At 53.1% G+C, this 18,008-nt stretch carries 18 protein-coding genes and 2 pseudogenes; 6 read left to right on the top strand and 14 right to left on the bottom strand.

Annotated elements, in window-relative coordinates; translation table 11 throughout:
* Positions 1–176 precede the first annotated feature (176 nt).
* A pseudogene (locus ACMGGX_RS15545) lies at positions 177–1,415 on the top strand (zinc-dependent alcohol dehydrogenase).
* A gap of 8 nt (positions 1,416–1,423) precedes the next feature.
* Here the strand turns inward: ACMGGX_RS15545 and yldA are convergent.
* Positions 1,424–1,513, bottom strand: a complete 90-nt coding sequence (gene yldA, locus ACMGGX_RS15550; protein WP_023310733.1) for a small membrane protein YldA — start codon at positions 1,511–1,513, stop codon at positions 1,424–1,426.
* 139 nt (positions 1,514–1,652) lie between these two features.
* A complete protein-coding gene (gene rnk, locus ACMGGX_RS15555) occupies positions 1,653–2,063 on the bottom strand; it encodes a nucleoside diphosphate kinase regulator (protein ID WP_023310734.1) in 411 nt (136 codons plus the stop codon).
* A gap of 267 nt (positions 2,064–2,330) precedes the next feature.
* Here rnk and ACMGGX_RS15560 point away from each other — a divergent pair, with 267 nt between their 5' ends.
* Positions 2,331–2,948 carry a flavin reductase family protein gene (locus ACMGGX_RS15560; RefSeq protein WP_420298585.1) on the top strand — a complete coding sequence of 206 codons (618 nt, stop codon included), beginning with the start codon at positions 2,331–2,333 and terminating at the stop codon, positions 2,946–2,948.
* On the opposite strand, the gene rna is transcribed toward ACMGGX_RS15560, so the two are convergent.
* Together rna and dcuC are read right to left on the bottom strand one after the other, a co-directional pair.
* Positions 2,942–3,751 (bottom strand): ribonuclease I, encoded by an 810-nt coding sequence (gene rna, locus ACMGGX_RS15565; protein ID WP_059446436.1) that lies wholly within the window; start codon positions 3,749–3,751, stop codon positions 2,942–2,944. The genes ACMGGX_RS15560 and rna overlap by 7 nt on opposite strands.
* 94 nt (positions 3,752–3,845) lie before the next feature.
* Positions 3,846–5,213: an anaerobic C4-dicarboxylate transporter DcuC gene (gene dcuC / locus ACMGGX_RS15570; RefSeq protein ID WP_023310737.1), complete on the bottom strand. Its 1,368-nt coding sequence runs from the start codon at positions 5,211–5,213 to the stop codon at positions 3,846–3,848.
* 392 nt (positions 5,214–5,605) lie between these two features.
* Here dcuC and pagP point away from each other — a divergent pair, with 392 nt between their 5' ends.
* Positions 5,606–6,223: a lipid IV(A) palmitoyltransferase PagP gene (pagP, locus tag ACMGGX_RS15575; protein ID WP_286089297.1), complete on the top strand. Its 618-nt coding sequence runs from the start codon at positions 5,606–5,608 to the stop codon at positions 6,221–6,223.
* Positions 6,224–6,413: 190 nt separating this feature from the next.
* Positions 6,414–6,623 carry a transcription antiterminator/RNA stability regulator CspE gene (cspE, locus tag ACMGGX_RS15580; RefSeq protein WP_002439184.1) on the top strand — a complete coding sequence of 70 codons (210 nt, stop codon included), beginning with the start codon at positions 6,414–6,416 and terminating at the stop codon, positions 6,621–6,623.
* Between the two features lie 219 nt (positions 6,624–6,842).
* On the opposite strand, the gene crcB is transcribed toward cspE, so the two are convergent.
* A complete protein-coding gene (crcB, locus tag ACMGGX_RS15585) occupies positions 6,843–7,226 on the bottom strand; it encodes a fluoride efflux transporter CrcB (RefSeq protein ID WP_023310740.1) in 384 nt (127 codons plus the stop codon).
* Between the two features lie 67 nt (positions 7,227–7,293).
* Between crcB and ACMGGX_RS15590 the strand changes: the two genes are divergently transcribed.
* Positions 7,294–8,082 carry a deaminated glutathione amidase gene (locus ACMGGX_RS15590; protein WP_420298586.1) on the top strand — a complete coding sequence of 263 codons (789 nt, stop codon included), beginning with the start codon at positions 7,294–7,296 and terminating at the stop codon, positions 8,080–8,082.
* Between the two features lie 125 nt (positions 8,083–8,207).
* Positions 8,208–8,411: a twin-arginine translocase subunit TatE gene (tatE, locus tag ACMGGX_RS15595; RefSeq protein ID WP_023310742.1), complete on the top strand. Its 204-nt coding sequence runs from the start codon at positions 8,208–8,210 to the stop codon at positions 8,409–8,411.
* Positions 8,412–8,492: 81 nt separating this feature from the next.
* Here the strand turns inward: tatE and lipA are convergent, their stop codons facing one another.
* The 9 genes and pseudogenes from lipA to rlmH form a co-directional block, all read right to left on the bottom strand.
* A complete protein-coding gene (gene lipA / locus ACMGGX_RS15600; protein ID WP_013097595.1) occupies positions 8,493–9,458 on the bottom strand; it encodes a lipoyl synthase in 966 nt (321 codons plus the stop codon).
* 207 nt (positions 9,459–9,665) lie between these two features.
* Positions 9,666–10,619 (bottom strand): YbeF family transcriptional regulator, encoded by a 954-nt coding sequence (locus tag ACMGGX_RS15605; RefSeq protein ID WP_032665064.1) that lies wholly within the window; start codon positions 10,617–10,619, stop codon positions 9,666–9,668.
* A 291-nt stretch (positions 10,620–10,910) separates the two neighbouring features.
* Complete coding sequence (gene lipB, locus ACMGGX_RS15610; RefSeq protein WP_126785959.1) at positions 10,911–11,552, bottom strand: lipoyl(octanoyl) transferase LipB; 642 nt, start codon at positions 11,550–11,552, stop codon at positions 10,911–10,913.
* A 94-nt stretch (positions 11,553–11,646) separates the two neighbouring features.
* Positions 11,647–11,910, bottom strand: coding sequence for a DUF493 family protein YbeD (gene ybeD, locus ACMGGX_RS15615; RefSeq protein ID WP_006177135.1), 264 nt, complete (start codon positions 11,908–11,910; stop codon positions 11,647–11,649).
* 106 nt (positions 11,911–12,016) lie between these two features.
* Entirely contained in the window at positions 12,017–13,228 is a 1,212-nt protein-coding gene (gene dacA / locus ACMGGX_RS15620; protein ID WP_014069323.1) for a D-alanyl-D-alanine carboxypeptidase DacA, read from the bottom strand.
* A gap of 139 nt (positions 13,229–13,367) precedes the next feature.
* A pseudogene (rlpA, locus tag ACMGGX_RS15625) lies at positions 13,368–14,476 on the bottom strand (endolytic peptidoglycan transglycosylase RlpA).
* Positions 14,477–14,492: 16 nt separating this feature from the next.
* Positions 14,493–15,605 carry a peptidoglycan glycosyltransferase MrdB gene (mrdB, locus tag ACMGGX_RS15630; protein ID WP_023310746.1) on the bottom strand — a complete coding sequence of 371 codons (1,113 nt, stop codon included), beginning with the start codon at positions 15,603–15,605 and terminating at the stop codon, positions 14,493–14,495.
* A 2-nt stretch (positions 15,606–15,607) separates the two neighbouring features.
* Positions 15,608–17,509 (bottom strand): peptidoglycan DD-transpeptidase MrdA, encoded by a 1,902-nt coding sequence (mrdA, locus tag ACMGGX_RS15635; RefSeq protein ID WP_023310747.1) that lies wholly within the window; start codon positions 17,507–17,509, stop codon positions 15,608–15,610.
* A 28-nt stretch (positions 17,510–17,537) separates the two neighbouring features.
* On the bottom strand, positions 17,538–18,005 hold the full coding sequence (gene rlmH / locus ACMGGX_RS15640) for a 23S rRNA (pseudouridine(1915)-N(3))-methyltransferase RlmH (protein ID WP_023310748.1): 468 nt from the start codon (positions 18,003–18,005) through the stop codon (positions 17,538–17,540).
* Positions 18,006–18,008: the final 3 nt, after the last annotated feature.

Consider the following 18,008-nt stretch of genomic DNA (forward strand, 5'->3'; position numbering starts at 1 on the left):
GTTTCTCCTTGTTTATAAACGCTGAACTCATTCAACCATAAAATAAAAGTGGTTTCTGTAAGCGCCCCGTCAGTTTTCTTATCTCGCCAGGATAAATCTCAAAAGGCCCATATTCCGGGGCAGACCTTGAGGGGTAGCTACCCTTATACACTTACCTGGAACCTTTCGGAGGTCGCATGAAAGCACTTACGTATCACGGTCCGCACCATGTTCGCGTCGAGAATGTCCCCGATCCCATTATCGAGCAGCCCGACGATATCATTTTGCGCGTCACGGCCACGGCGATCTGCGGCTCCGATTTGCATCTCTATCGCGGAAAGATCCCGAAGGTGCAGCACGGCGACATTTTTGGCCATGAGTTTATGGGGGAAATCGTCGAGTGCGGCGCAGAGGTAAAGAATTTGCAAAAAGGCGATCGCGTGGTGATCCCCTTTGTCATTGCCTGCGGAGACTGTTTCTTCTGCCGTATGCAGCAATACGCGGCCTGTGAGAATACCAATGCAGGACAGGGCGCCGCGCTGAACAAAAAGCAAATTCCCGCTCCGGCCGCGCTGTTTGGCTACAGCCATCTCTACGGCGGCGTGCCGGGGGGACAGGCGGAATATGTCCGTGTGCCAAAAGGCAACGTCGGGCCATTTTAGGTCCCGCAACTCCTTTCTGATGATAAGGCGCTGTTCCTGTCCGATATTTTGCCCACGGCCTGGCAGGCCGCAAAAAATGCGCAGATTGAAAAAGGCTCAAGCGTTGCGGTTTTCGGCGCCGGGCCGGTGGGGCTATTGACTATTGCCTGCGCGCGGCTGTTAGGGGCTGAGCAGATCTTTGTTATCGATCACCACCCGTACCGTTTGCGATTTGCCGAGGCGCGTTACGGCGCAATCCCCATCAACTTTGATGATGATAACGACGCAGCGGAAAAAATCATCGAGCAAACCGCTGGCCAGCGCGGCGTTGACGCCGTGATTGATGCGGTAGGGTTCGAAGCGAAAGGCAGCACCACCGAAACGATCCTCAGCAATCTTAAAATTGAAGGTAGCAGCGGCAAAGCGCTGCGGCAGTGCATTGCTGCCGTTCGACGCGGTGGCGTAGTTAGCGTACCCGGCGTGTACGCCGGGTTTATTCATGGTTTCCTGTTTGGCGATGCCTTTGATAAGGGGCTGACGTTCAAGATGGGCCAGACCCACGTCCATGCCTGGCTGGGCGAGCTGCTGCCGCTGATCGAAAAGGGGCTGCTTACGCCGGAAGAGATCGTGACCCATTATCTTCCTCTTGCCGATGCGGAACGCGCCTATAAGGTATTCGAAAAACGGGAGGAGGAGTGCCGGAAGGTGATTCTGGTCCCTGGTGCAGAAACGCCCGAGGCCGCAGAGCAGAAAGTTAAGGGCCTGGTGAATGCTTTCCCCGGCGGGGTTGCATGAATACTCGCCTAGCTGTGGCGTTCAAGATAAAGCACGGCCAGGACGATAATCGCCGCAATAATCAGAAAAATAAGTGTGATAGCCAGTATCTCACTCATGACCGTCCCCACGGCACCAAAACAGATTAAGCGTGGATTAAGGGCTTTTTGCGCGATATAAGAAAATGGGGTGAATTTACGGAAAGAGGATGCGGCTGCATCCTCTGTGCAAAGCGGGTGGGCGCTTGTTCAGAAGTGTTTAACGCAGGTAATCGCCCGCGGCTTCTGGCTGGTAGAGCAACGCCAGCACTTCAAGGTGGGCAGAGGCGCCGCCCGGCAATTCCCAGTGGATGGTATCGCCCGTGCGCAGGCCCAGCAGTGCGGCACCCACAGGCGCAAGAACAGAAAGCTGTGCGCTGCTGTCGGTCATCTGAGCCGGGTAAACCAGCGTGCGGGTCAGCTCTTCACCGGTGGTCAGGTTGCGGAATTTTACCTGGCTGTTCATGGTGACCACGTCATGCGGCATTGTCTCAGGCGTGCACATCTGCGCCCGGTCGAGCTCCTCATTCAGGGCGTCGGCCACGGGAAGTGAGGCGAACTCTGCTTTTTCCAGCAGCCTGTCGATACGTTCTGCGTCGAGCTCGTTAATGATAATTGTAGGTCTGGACATTTTTACTCCATGTCGTTAATGCTGCGTGTCACGCAGAAACCAATCCAAAAGAAAACCCTCGCCGTCTGGCAGCGAGGGTTTAACTCTCCCGATGATACTGGCTGAGCGCGCAAGTTTGAAGTGATGAAGGTCACATTCATGGTCCATATGAATTTTCGCTGAAATTTATTCAGTCTTCATTCCGGACGGAATACGTTACGCTGAGAGTCCTGAACCCGGGCGTTGCGCGAAGCGCAATTCGCGTCAGCCCACCAACGAGAGAGAATTATGTACTTCTACCAACCGTCTCAGGGTCACGGCCTGCCGCACGATCCGCTGAACGCCATTATTGGTCCACGTCCGATCGGCTGGATCTCCTCATGCGATAAGGCCGGTCAGCTCAACCTCGCACCGTATAGCTTCTTTAACTGCTTTAACTATCGCCCGCCGATCATCGGCTTTTCCAGCAACGGCTGGAAGGACAGCGTGCGTAATATTACCGAAACAAAGGAATTTGTCTGGAACCTGGCGACGCGCGATCTCGCGCAGGCGATGAACCAAACCTCTGCGATGCTTCCCCACGATCGGGATGAATTTAGCTTTGCCGGGCTAACGCCAGCGGTGAGCCAGCTGGTTAACGCGCCCCGCGTCGCCGAAAGCCCGGTGAACTTTGAGTGCCGCCTGTCGCAGTGCATTCAGCTTACTGGTGCCGACGGCACGCCGGTGGATACCTGGCTGGTGCTGGGGGAGGTGGTCGGTATCCATATTGCCGAAACGCTGCTGGAAGAGGGGATTTACCAGACGGCTAAAGCGCAGCCCATCCTGCGTGCGGGCGGGCCGACGGCGTATTATGGCATCAGTGATGACAACCGGTTTGATATGGTGCGCCCGGGCGCGGATCAGTAACCGGCTTTATCAATCACGAACTGTTTTCCGCAGTTACCCGGATGTGGCTGCGGTACAAATGACGCCGCAGAAAGCGGGTTGTTAATGGTGTCCGCCTTAAGCGAAATCTGCATCTCGGTCAGATACGCCGGATTGCCGTTGCAGGTCAGCTTGATCGCTTTGATGTTCTCCTTGCCCCAGCTTTTGGCAACGGCACTGTCAAAGTCGCTGCGATTGACGGTTTTCCCGTAATTATCGGCGAGGAATTTACCGACCGCGCTGTTTTTAACTTCCTGATTCATCCGCACCATCGTGCCGAAATAGGCATCCGGATCGAAACCAAAGCAGACGCCATGTTTGGCATATTCGTAACGTTCCAGGCAGGAATTACCGCCCGCACCCGGCATGACGTCGTTGAGCTTAGCGGCAGCGGAAAGCGAGAGTCCGGTTTCGGCGGCATCGCATTTGCGGCTGGCCTTCACTTCCGGCATGTTTGGAATCGGGCGTGTGGCACAGCCAAAACGCATCCATCGACGTTCATCCACGCCGCGTGCGGCAATAGATTTTGGCAGGCCAGGCCATAGACCGTGGACGGTCAGAAAATCGGCTTTATTATCGCGCTCTTTTTGCAGGCGACATTCGTCAGGTTCATTGCGGTTGCGCTCGACCATGCTCTGGCAAAACCCGGTTTGCCAGGACAGAGCCAGCACATAGCGATCGAAATCGCCATACTGTGTTGCCTTCAGCGGTTCCGCCTGTGCGGAGAAGAGACAGAGAGAAAGCGCCATTGCGCCAGACGGGATGACGATATCCTTCCTGAACATATGATTTCCTGATCGAATGAGCACGATTTATTTCTGGAAGTTATTAAAGCACAAAAAGCGCCCGCAGGCGCTTTTTGGATATCCATAATTTAGCTTAGGCCGCGCCGGGTACCAGCACTTCCGTGGCGATAATCACGATAATCAGACCAACTATAACGGGCACTGAGGTGCGTTTGACGACTTCGAATGGCGAAATTTTCGCCATCCCGGCAACGGCGACGACCACACCCGACACCGGCGAAATGGTCCGGCCGAGGTTTGAGGCCTGCAGCATGGGAATGGAGAGGTAGGCCGGGTTAATACCGGAGGAGTGAGCCAGTTTCGGGATCATCTCAACGAAGGCGTAGAAAGGCGCATTACCGGAACCGGTGGTCATCGCCGCCAGCATGGTGAGCACCACCAGAACAAGCATCAGGATAATACTGGCCGAGCCGAACGAGGTGGCGATAGAAATCAGGCTCTGGATAAAGCCGATCGTGCTCAGACCCTGGGCAAAAACGCCCGCTGCAACCAGCAGGATCACCACGCCAGCGAAGGCATCCGCCATACCGCGATACGCCACTTCCAGACCCGAGAAGACTTTTTGCGTGTTAAAACCGCGCACAAACTCCAGCACGGCGGCCAGCAGCATACAGATGACCAGAATGGTGATGATGTGCAGCTGTGGACCCCATTTGCCGTCAAAAATCAGCACTCCGACGATCGGGGTGAACGGCAGAATGGCATAGAACGCGGGAGCGGTCGTGGTGATTTCACTCACGTCCATCATTTCATGGCTGATGTTTTCTTTCTTATCGAGATAGCGCTGCCAGAAGAAATGTGCGATCCCCATGCCCACGATGGCAACGATCGAGATCGGTAACGTGGTTTTAAAGGCGAAGTCGATGAGTGACATCTCCGCCGCCTTTGCCGCCAGCACAACGTCGCCGGAGGTAGGGGAGAGAATAATCGCTGCCGGAGACGCGCAAATTGCCGCGGCCGCGCCGCGGCTGATACCGACGTTCACCATGACCGGGAACAGCGTTGCCATGAGCAGTACGCCAAGTCCGGTAGCTGACGAAACGGCCAGCGACATGAGGCAGGCGAGGAAATAGGCGGCGACCATCAGCAGATAAGGCGAGTTGATGTATTGCAGGGGTTTGGAGGCAAGCTTAACGACCATGTCGTTGGCGCCGATGTGGGTCATGTAGGCTGCAAAACCGCACAGCATCATGATCATCATACCCAGGTCACCGCCGCGGCTCATGAGCAATATTTTAATGTATTCAACAATATCTGTAGCAGTGTAACCGGTGCTGGTCGCGCTGGCAGGTAACACCTGGTGCCCCATTATTGCGCTGATAATCAGCAGCGTTAGACCGCCGACAAATAATACGCCCGTGGCCGAGTAGCCTTTAATGATGTAGCGTGCGACGCCGACAATGACGACGACTCCAATAAGGAGTTCGAATAACGTAAGCATGATTTCCCCTGTATCTCTGCTGCTATGGAGCACAAAAAATCAATAAAAAAAGAAGGATGAAAATGTGCCGAATAATTGGCCTGTTCTTGCTGATTAAAATCAATAAACAGACGACTAGAGAACCGAACAACCGTGTTTTGCCATGGCCCGTACATTTATGCCATGTGGCCCTTGACCGTCAGAAATAGCGCAACATGTCCCATTAATGATAACAAATTGTTAATGTTTTGTATGGTTTTTCATGTTGCTGATTAACAAGGAGTAATGTGAAAAGTCACACCCCTTGTAGGCTTATTTGCACGTATCTCTCGCTTTCTTTAAGAATATTCCCGGAAAGGGCCCGAATAATTAGGAATAACGCTGATGTCGTTAAGCTTTGATTCAACTACTTTATGATAAACTTTGCCTCGAATACTAAGAATGGTAATTGCATTGTGATTGTACGTAATACATTTTTCTCTATTTTGTTGTTTATTTTTGGGCAGTTAACGTTTTCTTCTGTTGCACAGGCAGAAGGCAACGCGACGGATAAAGGCTGGTTCTCAACCTTTACGGATAATGTTTCCCAGACATGGACGGCACCTGAACATTATGATCTCTATGTCCCGGCGATAACGTGGCATGCGCGTTTTGCTTATGACAAAGAGAAAACCGATAAATACAACGAGCGTCCGTGGGGCGCGGGTTTTGGCCAGTCGCGCTGGGATGAAAAGGGAAACTGGCATGGCATCTATCTGATGGCCTTCAAAGACTCGTTTAATAAATGGGAGCCGATTGGGGGGTATGGTTGGGAGAAAACCTGGCGTCCGCTAGCGGACGAGAACTTCCACGTCGGTTTGGGCTATACCGCCGGGGTCACTGCACGTGACAACTGGAACTACATTCCGATCCCGGTCCTGCTGCCTTTGGCCTCTATTGGCTATGGTCCCGCAACGTTCCAGATGACCTACATCCCGGGTACGTACAACAACGGTAACGTTTACTTCGCCTGGATGCGTTTTCAGTTTTAACTGACAAAACGTTACATACTGGTGATAAAACGCGCAGTTGTTGATTCATAAGCGATAAAAATCTGTCAGTGAAAATTAACGCGACTTTAGTCACTTTTTATCAAAGATCCGCTGGACAAAAGGTCCCACAATTGATGTACTGATAACCGACACAGCATTTGTGTCGTTTTTTAATGTAAAGGTAATTTTGATGTCTAAGATTAAAGGTAACGTTAAGTGGTTTAATGAGTCCAAAGGATTCGGTTTCATTACTCCTGAAGATGGCAGCAAAGACGTGTTCGTACACTTCTCTGCAATCCAGTCTAATGGTTTCAAAACTCTGGCTGAAGGTCAGCGTGTAGAGTTCGAAATCACTAACGGTGCCAAAGGCCCTTCTGCTGCTAACGTAATCGCTCTGTAATTCAGACGCGTCAGCAAGAATTTCAAAACCCGCTCACTGAGCGGGTTTTTTTCGTTTTGAATCAGCCAAGCAGATACATTCTCAGGAAGCTGGCTACGATCAGCACGCTCAACAATACCATTCCTGCGCTCATCAGACTCTGTTTCATTCTGTCACCCTCGTTCAGTATTGCATTCAGAGTGACAGAGAAAAATTAAGCCAACATTAACGGTTCGGCTGTTAATGCGCGCTTGCGGAAGAAAATAGCCAAAATGCGATCCCCGTCATCGCAAACGAGCCGAACATATTGATCGCCATATTCATCAGCGCCCAGCCAATGCGGCCTTCCTGAAAGAGAAAAACGGTTTCCGCAGAAAAGGTTGAGAAGGTGGTTAACCCGCCGCAGAAACCCGTCGTAATCAGCACTTTCCACATTGGGTCGATGTGCGTCATTCGGTTAAACCAGGCCAGCCCCATGCCGATGATAAAGGCACCAATCAGGTTAGCGGCAAGCGTCCCCATGGGAATCGCCTGATGCAGGGGGTTAAACCGCATACTCAGAAACCATCGCGCAACGCTACCCGTTCCCCCACCAATAAAAACGGCTAAAAGTAGTTGTAACACGCTAAATACCTGCTATTTGATGTGTAAGAGTAGCGAGTTTAACGCCGTTTATGATGAGGGGACAAATATGTATGTAGCGGTAGGGCAGTTTGCCGTCACGCCTGACTGGCATGAGAATGCGAGAACATGCGTCGAACTGATGATGCAGGCCCGGCAGAAAGGCGCGTCGCTGTTGGTTCTCCCCGAGGCGCTGCTGGCCAGAGATGATAACGACCCGGATTTATCCGTGAAGTCCGCGCAGCCGCTGGACGGCGAATTTTTGCAGCAGCTGCTTGCCCAGAGCACAGGCAATACGATGACGACGATTTTAACGATCCATGTTCCCTCAATGCCGGGTCGAGCAGTCAATACGCTGGTGGCGATTCGTAACGGGATCATCGTCGCACGCTACGCCAAGCTTCATCTCTATGATGCGTTCAGCATCCAGGAGTCGCGTCGCGTTGACCCCGGAGACAGTATCCCTCCGCTGCTGGAGATTGACGGATTTAAGATCGGACTGATGACGTGCTATGACCTGCGTTTCCCCGAGCTGGCGCTGCATCTGGCGCAGCAGGGGGCAGACGTACTGGTGCTGCCTGCCGCGTGGGTCAAAGGGCCGTTAAAAGAGCACCACTGGGCAACGCTGCTTGCGGCGCGCGCGCTGGATACAACCTGCTATGTCGTTGCTGCAGGGGAATGTGGCACGAAAAACATCGGGCAAAGCAGGGTGGTTGATCCGCTGGGGGTGACGATCGCCGCCGCCGCTGAAGCCCCGCATTTGCTGGTGGCGGAGATAAACTTAGAGAGAATTGCGCTTGCGCGTCAGCAATTACCCGTTCTTCGCAATCGTCGGTTTGCGCCACCGCAATTATTGTGATGTTTTTTTCAACAATGCTTGATTCACCTTGTTACAGATTGCTATTGTGTGCACGCGCTAAATGACCGTTAATACAGTCAGGTTTTGGCGCTGAATGCAGCCTGTTTTAAGTAAAGAAGGTATCTATGGGTGAGATTAGTATTACCAAACTGCTGGTGGTTGCCGCACTGGTCGTCCTGCTGTTTGGTACCAAGAAGTTACGCACGCTGGGTGGTGACCTGGGGGCTGCCATCAAAGGCTTTAAGAAAGCGATGAACGATGATGATGCAGCGGCGAAGAAAAGCGCCGAGGATGACGTCCCGGCAGACAAGCTTTCTCACAAAGAGTGACAGCAACGCCTGAGGGCTTGCGAAAAAAACCGGCTCATGAGGCCGGTTTTTTTTGTATTACTGTAAATGAATATTACAGCATTATTTAACTTCTTCGCCTTTAGCCTGCATATCGGCATGGTATGAGGAGCGAACGAATGGGCCGCAGGCAGCGTGGGTGAAGCCCATCGCCATCGCTTCGGCTTTCATTTCATCGAATTCGTCAGGGCTCACGTAGCGCTGTACCGGCAGGTGGTGGCGGCTTGGCTGCAGATACTGTCCCAGGGTCAACATGGTCACACCGTGGCGGCGAAGATCGCGCATCACCTCGATGATTTCATCATTGGTTTCACCCAGACCCACCATCAGACCAGACTTGGTCGGAATATGCGGATGCGCTTCTTTGAAACGCTCCAGCAGCTTCAGGGACCAGTTATAGTCAGCGCCCGGACGGACCTGACGGTAAAGACGCGGCACGTTCTCCAGGTTGTGGTTAAACACATCTGGCGGCGTCGCGGTCAGGATATCCAGCGCGCGGTCCATACGGCCGCGGAAGTCAGGCACCAGCGTCTCGATTTTGATGTTAGGGCTTTTCTCGCGAATGGCCGTAATGCAGTCGGCGAAGTGCTGAGCACCACCGTCACGCAGGTCGTCACGGTCAACTGAGGTGATAACCACATAACGTAGCGCCATGTCGGCGATGGTCTGCGCCAGTTTCTGGGGTTCATTAGCATCAGGCGCGACTGGACGGCCATGAGCAACATCGCAGAACGGGCAGCGACGGGTACAGATAGCACCCAGAATCATAAACGTCGCGGTACCATGATTGAAACATTCAGCAAGGTTCGGGCAAGAGGCTTCTTCACAGACGGAGTGAAGGCCATTCTTGCGCATCGCCGCTTTGATCCCCTGGATACGCGAAGAGTCGGCCGGAAGTTTGATTTTCATCCATTCCGGTTTTCTTAACAGCGCCTCGCGCTCTGTAGCCACGTTTTTAACCGGGATAAGGGCCATTTTATCGGCATCGCGGTATTTAACACCGCGTTCCATCACAATGGGTTTACTCATAGCGTGCGTGTTCCAGTTGCGAATATCGAAGGAAAGCGTTTCAATTCAAGGGAATGTTGTATTTATCAACTATTTTTGAACGAACGACAGGCAGTATATCATTGAAACGGTCGTTAAAGCAGCCTGCCAGATCGCCAATTTGTAAAATAGTTGTTGTTTTGTGCCTTTTGCCCTGCGGGTTGCAGGGACTTGTGCTGGCTAAACCTGTCAGAAGGCCTGACGGATAATGCGGATAACGTTTTCCAGGACCGGATCGCGCAAACTCAGCTTGTTGTAATGCAGTGAAATCTCGATAGATTCCGCGTTAAGCTGACTGAGCGGGATGCTTTCCAGCGGCCAGCATTTTTGTAGCAGGCTGTACAGGCGTGATGGCATAACGCACAGCATGTCGCTGCTGCCGATCAGGGATGCGGTGGTAAACATATTGTAACTGCTGAAGCTGATCTGACGTTCCGGGAAAATTTCATCAATACGCTGACGAAGTGCATGATTAGATTGCCCTTCGGTCATGAAAGATGAGTGATCGTAGTTGCGCAGGTTTTCGATGGTTAACGGCTCGCTAAGAGCAGGATGCTGCTGGCGGCAAACCAGTACCAGGTTATCCGCATAAAGCACATTTTGCCCCAGCGCTCTGGCACTGAAGCTGCCGCTTTCAATAATCAGGTCCGTCTGGAACTGGGCAAGCTGAATGTCTGGTTCATTGAGAGGCACGTTGCGAAGCAGGAGCTGCGGAGCATGTTCTTTCACGGCCTGGAAGATCGCCGGCATCACCAGCACCCCTACAGAAGGGGAACAGCCGATGGTGATGGTTCGCTGCTTATCATAGCTCCCGGTTAAATCCAGCGCGCCCAGAATCGACTCCAGCCCCTGACTGATGTACTCATGGAGATGCGTGGCGTAAGCCGTCGGCGTTACCCCCTGGCCCTTGCGGATAAATAATGGGTCAGGAAATATAGCGCGAAGCTTTTGGATTGACTGGCTTATTGCTGATGGCGTGAGATTAAGAATTTTCGCAGCGTTAACGATACCCTTATGGACATATACCGCCTCAAAAATAGTCAGTAAATTGAGATCAATATTACGTAAAGTCCGAAAAATTTGTGGCTTGTCTTCGCCACCGGGTTCATTCAGTCGTTTGGCTGGTAAATTATTATACTCCACGCTTTCACTCCGTATACATTCACAATATGAATGATAGTTGAATTTATTTATTATGCTTGTAGAGATTCGTAAAGTGTTGGTTTTGTTTCACTTGTTTATCAAAAGCAAACAGTTGAGTGATTATTGCTCACGTTACTTATGCCGTGTTTGCCGTGCTTGCTGGAGGCTAAATAATATGTAGCGGTAATATTCGGGCGCTTCGAAAATATAGAATCTGCGGATTATTGTAAAGTGCAAAAGCGGTAAATAAACAGTGGCCCGCCAAATTATCGAGCCATGTTGTATGATATATTAAGCAGGGATATATTCGTGTGGTGGATTGTTAAGTAGTGCTAAAACGTTCTTCAAAAGCACTGGACGAATAGTTTCTGGTGTAGCGGTTTCAACCCACTGGCGTACCTGCGTCATTTCCATGCCGGCATAGCCGCAGGGGTTAATGCGCTGGAAAGGCGCGAGGTCCATATTAATATTCAAGGCCAGGCCATGGAATGAGCAGCCTTTACGAATACGCAGCCCCAGGGAGCAGATCTTCATTTCCCCAACGTAAACGCCCGGCGCATCGGCGCGTGGATGCGCGTCAATACCATATTCCGCCAGCGTGTTGACGACAGTTTGTTCCAGTAAGGTAACCAGTTCACGTACGCCAAGCTTTCTGCGTTTCAGATTGAGCAGGACGTACATCACCTGCTGCCCGGGCCCATGATAAGTGACCTGACCGCCGCGATCGCTCTGAATAACCGGGATATCTCCCGTCATTAGCAAATGCTCTGCTTTACCCGCCTGGCCCTGCGTAAATACCGGCAGGTGTTCGACCAGCCAGATTTCATCCGGGGTGCTGTCATCGCGTGAATCGGTGAAGTCATGCATAGCCTGGGAGACAGGCTCATAAGGTTGCAGGCCGAGGTGACGGACCAGAATTTTATCCTGATACAAAACTGCGTCTCCGAAGACGAGGGACAAAAGGTGTGGGGGAGTATATCACAGCGGGGAGAGGGGTTACCCGGCAAACCGGGTAACCGCAAAGGGACTACAGCACCATACGAACAATTTCGATATTGCCGAGCTCTTCGTACAGCGTTTCAACCTGCTCAATGTGTGTCGCAGTGATGGTAATAGAGACAGAGTGGTAGTTGCCCTTGCTGCTTGGTTTTACTGACGGAGAGTAGTCACCCGGCGCATGGCGCTGTACCACTTCAACCACCTGATCAACCAGCTCAGGTTTCGCCAGACCCATTACTTTGTAGGTAAATGAGGTAGGGAATTCAAGCAGTTCGTTAAGTTTGGTTTTCATGTCAGCTCCGGCGTAACGTCAAAAAATAATAACTCCCACGTCAGGTGGGAGTTATCAGGATACTTAGTATATGGGGATCAAAATCACACTTTCAAGTGTTCAATTTTTAACCAAACCAGTGGTGGAACATCAATTTAATGTAATCAATGATTTTGCCGAAGAAATTGCCTTCAGGAATTTCTTGCAGGACAACCAGCGGACGCTGATCGATCGTTTTTCCATCCAGCTGGAAGTTGATCGTGCCCACAACCTGGTTTTTCTGCAGCGGGGCATGCAGCTCGGTGCTGTTCAGCACGTAGCTGGCTTTCAGATCCTTCATGCGACCGCGTGGAATGGTCAGGTAGAGATCTTTATCAACGCCGAGTGAAGCACGGTCGTTGTCGCCGAACCAGACGGGTTCAGACGCAAACTCTTTGCCTGCTTTCAGTGGATTCACGGTTTCGAAGAAGCGGAAGCCCCAGGTCAGCAGTTTCTTGCTTTCTGTTTCACGACCTTTAAAGGTGCGGCCGCCCATCACGGCAGAGATCAGACGCATTTGACCTTCAGTGGCAGAGGCCACCAGGTTGTAGCCCGCTTTGTCGGTGTGGCCAGTTTTGATGCCGTCAACGTTCAGGCTGTTATCCCACAGCAGGCCGTTACGGTTGGTCTGACGAATACCGTTGAAGGTGAACTCTTTCTCTTTATAGATAGAGTATTCGTTAGGTACATCGCGGATCAGCGCCTGACCAATCAGGGCCATATCACGTGCGGAGCTGTACTGACCGTCTGCGTCCAGGCCGTGTACGGTCTGGAAATGGCTGTTTTTCAGACCCAGCGCGGTAACGTAGCTGTTCATCAGACCCACAAAGGCATCCTGGCTACCGGCGGCGAAATCGGCCATCGCCACGCAGGCATCGTTACCAGATTGCAGGTTGATACCGCGAATCAGCTGGGACACAGGAACCTGCATACCCGGCTTCAGGAACATCAGAGAGGAACCTTTGAAAACAGGGTTTCCGGTTGCCCACGCATCGTTACCGATGGTGACCAGATCCGATTCTTTGAATTTACCTGCCTTCATCGCCTGGCCGATAACGTAGCTGGTCATCATTTTGGTCAGGCTGGCCGGATCACGGCGGGCATCGGCATTCTGTTCTGCCAGCACTTTGCCAGAGTTGTAATCGATCAGGATGTAGGATTCCGCGTCGATTTGCGGAACGCCAGGGATCATGGTCTTGATATTCAGGTCATCGGCGTGAGCTGCAGAGAGCGCAGCAGCGCAAAGGGCCGTGGTCAGCGCCATGCGCTGCACAAAACGAGCAGAAAAAGTGGTCTTCATGGTCAGAACTACGACATCCGTGATGGAATTAAAAAAAGTGCCTTACTATAGCAAATGCTATTCAGGCAGGCATCCGACTTTAAGCATGAGTTTGTGAATGTGTTTTACACTAACTGACAATTCGGATACCGCCGGTTAGTTATTTTGCAACAGCGATAAATGACTGAAGTTGAGCTTCATTCTGCAGACGCTGCTGCAGGGATGCGGCCTGCGATTTGCTGGCAAACGGCCCCATCTGAATGCGCCAGACCGCGCCGTTCTGCTCAACGCGTCCCGGTACGCCAAACTGCTGGCTCAGACGCTGTTGATACTGTTTGGCCCGAGCCTGATCGCTCACTGCGCCTACCTGAACCACATAGCTGCCGCTGGCCGCTGCTGGAGCCGCCGCCGCACTTTGCGTGGCCGCTGGCGCCGTTACGGGAGCCGGCTGGGTCGCTGGCGCAGCAACGGGAGCAGGGGCCGGAGTCGGCTCGCTGCCTTCCAGCACGCCCGAGGCTAAGGTCGTCGGTGCGCCAAGAAAGCCGCTACTCTTTACCGGCGCGCCGGTAGAATCCTCGCTTTGCAGCGTGTCATTGCTGATCGGGCGAATTTCTCCCCCGGCTGAGCAGGCTCTGCCGGAGACGAGACGCTTCCCATTCCGCCGTCAAGATTTGGGCGGTCAGGAAGGGCATAGGTCTGTTTTGCCACCGTCGTACACGCGGTACCCGGCCCGGAGAGCGAACCATCCTGTGCGACGATAATCGGATCAATACGGACTTTGGTGTTGTTCGAGGTGTTCAGGCGATCGGCAGACGCGCGCGACAGGGAAATCACCCGGTCATTCCCGTAAGGTCCACGGTCGTTGATCCGCACGACGATCATACGGCCATTCGCCAGGTTGGTGATACGGGCGTAGCTCGGGATCGGCAGCGTCGGGTGTGCCGCCGTCAGCTGCATTGGGTCGAACGCTTCCCCGGAAGCCGTCAGGTTACTTCCTGGCTCGGCATCATAAATGGCGGCAAAGCCCGCCTGACTGAAACGGGAAGGATCCTGAACAATTTTATAGCTTTTGCCATCGCGCTCGTAATCCTGATTGGCACTGGCATTCAGCGGTTCATAAACGGGATCGGCACCGCTGATTTCAACGATCGGGCCATTACACACCGCAGGCTGCGGCGGCGCGACGGTTGCCTGTTGCTGACCATCATCACTTGTGCAGGCCGCAAGTAAACTTGCCGCGATGCAGATCCCCAGCCACTGCTTACGCATTCCGATCCCCTTATTTTTATACGCTTTTTGACAACATTTTTCTGTGGGTATGGATCGACATCACGATACCAAACCCGGCCATCAACACGATCAGTGCCGAGCCTCCGTAACTCACCAGCGGCAGCGGTACGCCTACCACCGGCAGAATACCACTCACCATACCAATATTTACGAAGACATAAACGAATAAAATCAGCATCAACCCGCCGGCCATGACGCGACCAAAGGTGGTTTGCGCGCGTGCTGCAATCCACAATCCCCGCATGATCAACAGGACGTACAGCGCCAGCAATATTAAGATGCCAACCAGCCCCAGCTCTTCCGCCAGTACCGCAAAGATAAAGTCGGTGTGGCGTTCCGGTAAAAACTCCAGCTGCGACTGCGTGCCGTGCAGCCAGCCTTTACCGCGCAGGCCGCCGGAGCCAATCGCAATCTTGGACTGAATAATATGATAGCCCGCGCCCAGCGGATCGGTTTCCGGATCGAGCAGCATCATAACGCGCTGGCGCTGGTAATCATGCATCAGGAAGAACCAGAGGATAGGAATGAACGCCGCAATCAGCACCACCGCGATACCAATCAGGCGCCAGCTCAGTCCCGACAGGAAAAGGACAAACAGGCCGGAGAGGGCGATAAGAATTGAGGTACCGAGGTCAGGTTGTGCCGCAACCAGCAGCGTCGGCAGGAAAATCAGCACCAGCGCGATGGCGGTATTTTTCAGCGACGGCGGACAGACGTCGCGGTTGATAAAGCGTGCCACCATCAATGGAACGGCGATTTTGGCAATTTCCGAAGGCTGGAAGCGGACAACGCCCAGATCCAGCCAGCGCTGCGCCCCTTTTGAAATGGCACCAAACGCATCTACCGCAACCAGCAAAATAATACAGAAGATGTAGAGATAGGGCGCCCAGCCTTCGTAAACGCGCGGCGGGATTTGCGCCATCACTACCATGATGATCAGACCCATGGCGATCTGGCCGATTTTGCGCTCCATCATGCCGATGTCCTGGCCGCTGGCGCTCCAGATAACCAGGGCGCTGTACACCAGCAGAGCCAGCAGGATCAGCAGCATGGCTGGGTCGATGTGGATTTTATCCCACAGCGATTTTTTATTTGGATTATCCGTCATGATTATTGGTCCTCCGCCGCAGCGGCGGCCGGGTTTTCAGCCGGCAGTTCGGTGTTGTTATCACCCAGCATAATGTGGTCAAGGATCTGGCGCATGATGGTCCCTACTGCTGGCCCGGCACCGCCGTTCTCCAGAATCATCGCCACCGCGACCTGCGGGTTATCATAAGGGGCAAACGCCGTCATCAGCTTGTGGTCACGCAGACGTTCAGCAATGCGGTGCGCGTTATAGGTTTCGTTGGCTTTCAGACCAAACACCTGCGCGGTACCGGACTTTGCGGCCACTTTGTACGGCGTACCGGCGAAGTACTTATGCGCGGTCCCATTCGGGCGGTTTGCCACGCCGTACATACCGTCTTTCGCAATTTCCCAGAAGCCGGAATGGATGTCACCCACCGGGGCCTCGTGCGGCTGATTCCACGGCACTTTTTTGCCGTCTTCAACCGTGCTCTGCAGCAGATGAGGCACTTTTACCACGCCGTCATTGATGAGGATCATCATGGCTTTGTTCATCTGAATCGGCGTCGCTGTCCAGTAACCCTGGCCGATACCCACCGGAATGGTGTCACCCTGATACCACGGTTTTTTAAAGCGCTTCAGCTTCCATTCACGCGTTGGCATGTTGCCAGAACGTTCTTCTGAAAGGTCCACGCCGGTGTAATGCCCGTAGCCGAATTTGCTCATCCACTCTGACAGGCGGTCGATACCCATGTCATACGCTACCTGATAGAAGAAGGTATCCGCGGATTCCTCCAGCGATTTGGTGACGTTCAGATGACCGTGGCCCCATTTTTTCCAGTCACGATAGCGCTTATCTGAACCCGGCAGCTGCCACCAGCCCGGGTCAAACAGGCTGGTATTACGGTTGATAACGCCGGCACTCAGCGCAGAGACCGCCACATACGGTTTAACCGTTGATGCTGGCGGGTAAACCCCTTGCGTCGCGCGGTTCACCAGCGGCGTGTTCGGGTCATTCAGCAGACCGGAATAGTCTTTACTGGAAATGCCGTCAACAAAGAGGTTCGGGTCATAGCTAGGCATGGAGACCATTGCCAGGATGCCGCCGGTACGAGGATCGGTGACCACAACGGCTGCACGGCTGCCCGCCAGCAGGGTTTCGATATACTGCTGAAGTTTAAGATCTAGCGTCAGATAGACGTCATGCCCCGCCTGAGGCGGCACTTCTTTCAGCTGGCGGATCACGCGTCCACGGTTGTTAACCTCAACCTCTTCATAGCCGGTTTGCCCGTGCAGAACGTCTTCGTAGTAACGTTCGATCCCCAGCTTACCGATATCGTGCGTAGCAGCGTAGTTGGCCAGCTTGCCGTCTTTATCAAGGCGGTCGACGTCTTTGTCGTTAATCTTGGAAACGTAGCCAATCACATGCGTCAGCGCGGAGCCGTAGGGATAGTAGCGACGCTTATATCCCTTCACTTCCACGCCGGGGAAACGATACTGATTCACCGCAAAGCGGGCCACCTGGACTTCCGTAAGATTGGTTTTAACCGGAATCGAGGTGAAGCGGTGAGAGCGGGCGCGCTCTTTTTTGAAGGCAGCAATATCGTCATCGTTAAGGTCGACAACGCTTTTCAGCGCTTCCAGCGTATCCTGAACATTATCGACTTTTTCCGGCATCATCTCGATTTGATAGATGGTGCGGTTCAACGCCAGCGGTGTGCCGTTACGATCGTAAATAATGCCGCGACTGGGTGCGATAGGCACCAGCTTAATGCGGTTTTCGTTTGAACGCGTCTGGTAGTCGGTAAAGCGGACAATTTGCAGATTATAGAGGTTGGCGATCAGCACGCCGGTAAGCAGCAAAATCCCGGTAAAGGCGACCAGCGCCCGGCGCACAAACAGCGCGGACTCAGCCGTATAGTCGCGAAAAGAATTCTGTAGTTTCATCCGCTGCTTAATCTACCCTGGTCAGTCATTACTCGCGGTGATAGGGGTGGTTGGTAGTAATGCTCCACGCGCGATACAGGCTTTCTGCCACCAGTACCCGAACGAGCGGGTGGGGAAGCGTCAGCGCGGAGAGAGACCAACTTTGTTCAGCCGCCGCTTTGCAGGCAGGGGATAACCCTTCTGGTCCGCCAATCAACAGACTGACGTCACGACCATCCTGCTTCCAGCGCTCCAGTTCTTGCGCCAGCTGCGGCGTATCCCAGGGTTTACCTGGAATATCGAGGGTGACGATGCGGTTTTTGCCTGCGGCAGCCAGCATCAGTTCGCCCTCTTTATCGAGAATACGTTTGATATCGGCGTTCTTGCCGCGCTTACCGGCGGGAATTTCCACCAGCTCGAACGGCATGTCTTTTGGAAAACGACGCAGATATTCAGTAAAACCGGTTTGTACCCAGTCCGGCATTTTGGTGCCGACGGCGACCAGCTGCAACTTCACGCA

Source organism: Enterobacter sp. BNK-29, assembly GCF_048684785.1.
GTDB lineage: Bacteria > Pseudomonadota > Gammaproteobacteria > Enterobacterales > Enterobacteriaceae > Enterobacter > Enterobacter cloacae_M.

What these genes read in the sequence shown, in the direction of transcription:
- yldA (WP_023310733.1), bottom strand. Translation starts at nt 1,513, where the DNA reads ATGAGTGAGATACTGGCTATCACACTTATTTTTCTGATTATTGCGGCG.
- rnk (WP_023310734.1), bottom strand. Translation starts at nt 2,063, where the DNA reads ATGTCCAGACCTACAATTATCATTAACGAGCTCGACGCAGAACGTATC.
- ACMGGX_RS15560 (WP_420298585.1), top strand. Translation starts at nt 2,331, where the DNA reads ATGTACTTCTACCAACCGTCTCAGGGTCACGGCCTGCCGCACGATCCG.
- rna (WP_059446436.1), bottom strand. Translation starts at nt 3,751, where the DNA reads ATGTTCAGGAAGGATATCGTCATCCCGTCTGGCGCAATGGCGCTTTCT.
- dcuC (WP_023310737.1), bottom strand. Translation starts at nt 5,213, where the DNA reads ATGCTTACGTTATTCGAACTCCTTATTGGAGTCGTCGTCATTGTCGGC.
- pagP (WP_286089297.1), top strand. Translation starts at nt 5,606, where the DNA reads ATGATAAACTTTGCCTCGAATACTAAGAATGGTAATTGCATTGTGATT.
- cspE (WP_002439184.1), top strand. Translation starts at nt 6,414, where the DNA reads ATGTCTAAGATTAAAGGTAACGTTAAGTGGTTTAATGAGTCCAAAGGA.
- ACMGGX_RS15590 (WP_420298586.1), top strand. Translation starts at nt 7,294, where the DNA reads ATGTATGTAGCGGTAGGGCAGTTTGCCGTCACGCCTGACTGGCATGAG.
- tatE (WP_023310742.1), top strand. Translation starts at nt 8,208, where the DNA reads ATGGGTGAGATTAGTATTACCAAACTGCTGGTGGTTGCCGCACTGGTC.
- lipA (WP_013097595.1), bottom strand. Translation starts at nt 9,458, where the DNA reads ATGAGTAAACCCATTGTGATGGAACGCGGTGTTAAATACCGCGATGCC.
- ybeD (WP_006177135.1), bottom strand. Translation starts at nt 11,910, where the DNA reads ATGAAAACCAAACTTAACGAACTGCTTGAATTCCCTACCTCATTTACC.
- dacA (WP_014069323.1), bottom strand. Translation starts at nt 13,228, where the DNA reads ATGAAGACCACTTTTTCTGCTCGTTTTGTGCAGCGCATGGCGCTGACC.
- mrdB (WP_023310746.1), bottom strand. Translation starts at nt 15,605, where the DNA reads ATGACGGATAATCCAAATAAAAAATCGCTGTGGGATAAAATCCACATC.
- mrdA (WP_023310747.1), bottom strand. Translation starts at nt 17,509, where the DNA reads ATGAAACTACAGAATTCTTTTCGCGACTATACGGCTGAGTCCGCGCTG.